Source organism: Synechococcus sp. H60.3 (assembly GCF_047462295.1).
GTDB lineage: Bacteria > Cyanobacteriota > Cyanobacteriia > Thermostichales > Thermostichaceae > Thermostichus.
The window spans coordinates 1-3,345 of the sequence record NZ_JANSIY010000175.1 but is presented as its reverse complement, the minus strand read 5'-3'; the positions used below and the strand labels follow the sequence as shown (position 1 = coordinate 3,345).

The 3,345-nt window shown below is 59.4% G+C and carries 2 protein-coding genes; one reads left to right on the top strand and one right to left on the bottom strand.

From position 1 onward, the window contains the following. Positions 1-1,127: 1,127 nt before the first annotated feature. Complete coding sequence (locus NW841_RS12425; protein ID WP_414366517.1) at positions 1,128-2,084, top strand: sigma-70 family RNA polymerase sigma factor; 957 nt, start codon at positions 1,128-1,130, stop codon at positions 2,082-2,084. Here the strand turns inward: NW841_RS12425 and gcvT are convergent. Then, complete coding sequence (gcvT, locus tag NW841_RS12420) at positions 2,081-3,205, bottom strand: glycine cleavage system aminomethyltransferase GcvT (protein ID WP_414372745.1); 1,125 nt, start codon at positions 3,203-3,205, stop codon at positions 2,081-2,083. The two genes, NW841_RS12425 and gcvT, sit on opposite strands and share 4 nt — an antisense overlap. Between the last annotated feature and the right edge of the window lie 140 nt (positions 3,206-3,345).

Below are 3,345 nucleotides of genomic sequence, written 5' to 3'. Positions count from 1 at the left end.
AACCCCCAATCCCCTCCACCCACACCCCCCCACCCCCCCACACCCACTCCCGCGCGGACACGCACGCCGCCACCAGAGACCCCCCCCTCACCCACGCCGACGCCAGAACCAATACCAACACCGACATCAACGCCGGCACCCACTCTTACACCAGAGTCGACGCCCACTCTTGCACCACGTCGCCAGCCGCGCTTTCAACTCCGGCGTCCCCGTCCCACCTCAGAAGGGATCCCGGCTGAGGTCACACCTGCTGTGCCAACCCCACCGGCTGTAGTGGCCACGCCGAAACCAACACCTAGCCCCTTGCCTACGCCTGCTCCCACTCCAACACCTCAACCTGAGGCTACGCCTTTGCCGCGCATCACCCCTCTCCCGCTGCAGGAGCAACGCGTGCGCCAGCAGGGGTTGCGGCTTTTCCCCCCTGGGCTCCACAGCCCCTACTCGACGGATAACCTGTAGTACGCTGGCGGCTCGAAGGTTTGACTCCACAGGTAGTGTCTAAGGCTCAAAATTTGCCTTAATTTGCCCTAAACTTGGGAAAGCCAAGACGACGGCTTTTCCTTGGGATCTGCCTTGGCTGGTTTGGGGCTGAGGCTTATTGACAACTCTCTCTGAAATCAGCCTCAAAAGGTTGCAGAAATGGGCCAGCAGGCCGTTCGATGCCTTGCTGGGCCGGCCTCTCCGATGGGTTTCTACAGACAAAATAGGCATCTGTAGCGATGTAGAGTGTATCAAAAAACATGTTTTTTATCTCAGTGCAATCTGGTTAACGATTAAGAGAGCATGACCGATTTTACTTGCTTTTTTCGGATCCTATTGGTCTAAGTTTTGAGTAACGGAATCGCTTTATTTTCGTAACATCTACCCGTAGATCAGGGAGCCGACAGAGCCCAGAACTGAGGCACTGCTGGCAGTAGCTCACGGACAGGACTCAATAAATTTAGTGAATCAAATAGCCGCTGAAAGTCTGCATTTTAGGTTGCCAAAACCTTTACGGAAAGGCTTTTCTACTGGTATGAATAAGGTGCTGTTTGCAGCAAGGTCGGCTTCCTAGTGGGAAGAAAGCTTGACGCGACAGCAGAAGAGAAGATTCTGACAGGGCATCAACTTATGGTGTGGGGTTGGATATGTCGGAAAATCTTGAGCTGCAAGACGCAGTGGGGCGTTTCTTAAAAATCATTGGGCGCTACTCGTTGCTCACCGCCGAGGAAGAACTGCGTCTGGCCCACCAAGTGCAGCGGATGATGGCCCTTCTGGAGCAGCGGCGGCAGCACGAGTCGCTGGAGGATTGGAGCCAACGGCTGGGGATCCCTTTAGAGGAGCTGCAGCAGATCCTGCGGCAGGGGGAAGCCGCCAAGAAGCGCATGGTGGAGTGCAACCTGCGCCTGGTGGTGTCGATTGCCAAGCGCTACCGCAACCGCGGTCTGCCCTTTCTGGATCTGATTCAGGAGGGCACCATCGGCCTCACTCGCGCCGTGGAAAAGTTCGATCCCACGCGGGGGTACAAGTTCTCCACCTACGCCACCTGGTGGATCCGGCAGAGCGTGAACCGCGGCATCCAAAACAAGGGGCGCCTGATCCGGCTGCCCGCCCACATGTACGAGAAGGTCTCCCAGGTGAAGCGGCGCTACCGCGAGCTGTCCGCCGAAAGGGGATCCCGGCCTGCCGCAGAGGAAGTTTTCGATTCGCTGGATATTGGCGACAACTACCGCGAACTGATCACCCGCCACATGGCCGAGATCCGATCCCTCAACGTCGGGGTGGGGGACGAGGACGGCACTGAGCTGCAGCACTTTATCCCTGACGAAGACAACGATCCGGTCGAACATCTGAACCGGGCTGCCCATTGCGAGGAGGTGCGCGCTCTGGTGGGCCAACTGAGCGAACGCGAGCAGCAGGTAATTGTGGCCCGCTATGGGCTGGATGGGTCGAAGGGCCTGACGTTGCGGGAGATCGGGGAGCACATCGGTCTTTCGCGGGAGCGAGTCCGGCAAATTGAGCGGCGGGCCCTGCGGAAATTGCGGCGGCTGCAGCAGGAATACTCCACCCCCAAGGCCGGCAGACAGCTCAACCCCCCAAGCTAACTGGAGCCTGCCCCTCTGTAGAAGGGCTTTTTTACCACTTCGGCGGGCCGGCGCTGGCCCCGAATCTCAATCTCCAGCCGGGATCCCACCTTGGCCCAAGTTGAATCCACATATCCCAGGCCAATGCCGTAGCCCAAGGTAGGAGAATGGCTGCCGCTGGTTACCCGCCCGATCGGCTCAGGGGAGTTGGGAGCGTAGATGGCATAGCCGCTGCGGGGAATGGCTCGATCCAATAGGCGAAACCCCACCAGGCGACGCGGGATCCCTTGCTCGCGTTGACGTTCGAGGGCCAGCTTGCCAATGTAGTCCCCTGGATTGTTGACCAACCAACCCAAGTCAGCTTCCAGGGGAGTCGTGCTCTCGTCCATGTCCTGGCCGTAGAGGCAAAAAGCAGCCTCTAGGCGCAGGGTATCGCGGCAGCCGAAGCCACAGGGCTGTACTCCTGCCTGCACCAGTTGCTCCCAGAGCCAGCAGCCCTCTGGGGGGCTAAGCAAGATCTCAAAGCCGTCTTCTCCGGTGTAGCCGGTGCGGGCCACAAAGACCCTTGCCCCTGAGGATCCCCCTTTTTGAGGAGCAAACTGTCCGTGTTGAAAGCGGCGCAAAGCCTTCAGGGATCCCGCCAAAAAAGGCTGAAGAACCTCTTCCGCTGCCGGCCCCTGCACCGCCAGCAACACCTGCGACTCGGTGTGATCCTGCAGTTCCAGCCCAGGGATCCCCTGCTGCTGCAGCCACTCCCTATCTTTGTGGCGGGTGGCCGCGTTGACGATCAGGCTCCAGTGCTCCAGCTCCCCTTCCGGTGGATGCCGGTAGAAGATGACATCGTCCACAATGCCCCCCAGCGGATTGAGCAAAACCGTGTAGCGAGCGGATCCTACTGGCAAGGCAGCCAGATCGCTGGGCACCAGCCGGCTGAGGTGGGATCCCAGCTCCGGCCCCCAGAGCTCGAACTTGCCCATGTGGGAGATGTCGAATACCCCCACCCGCTCCCGCACTGCTCGATGCTCGGCCACCACGCCCCGATACTGCAGGGGCATTTCCCAGCCGGCAAAGGAGACAAACCGCGCCCCCAAGGCTTGATGGAAGGGAAACAGGGGGGTGCGCTGCAGGGAAGTTGTGCCCATCAACGGATCTCTAAGAATCAAGGACTAGGATAAACGCACCGTCGCCGATTCTCTGAGCTTGTCCAATGCCTTCTGTCCCCGTTTTGGGAGGCAGCACCGTGAAGCCGTTGTCAGTTAGCCGACCCACCTACGGTTAATTG

Excerpts from the sequence above, each read along its gene's own strand:
- NW841_RS12425 (WP_414366517.1), top strand. The coding sequence starts at position 1,128 with ATGTCGGAAAATCTTGAGCTGCAAGACGCAGTGGGGCGTTTCTTAAAA.
- gcvT (WP_414372745.1), bottom strand. The coding sequence starts at position 3,205 with ATGGGCACAACTTCCCTGCAGCGCACCCCCCTGTTTCCCTTCCATCAA.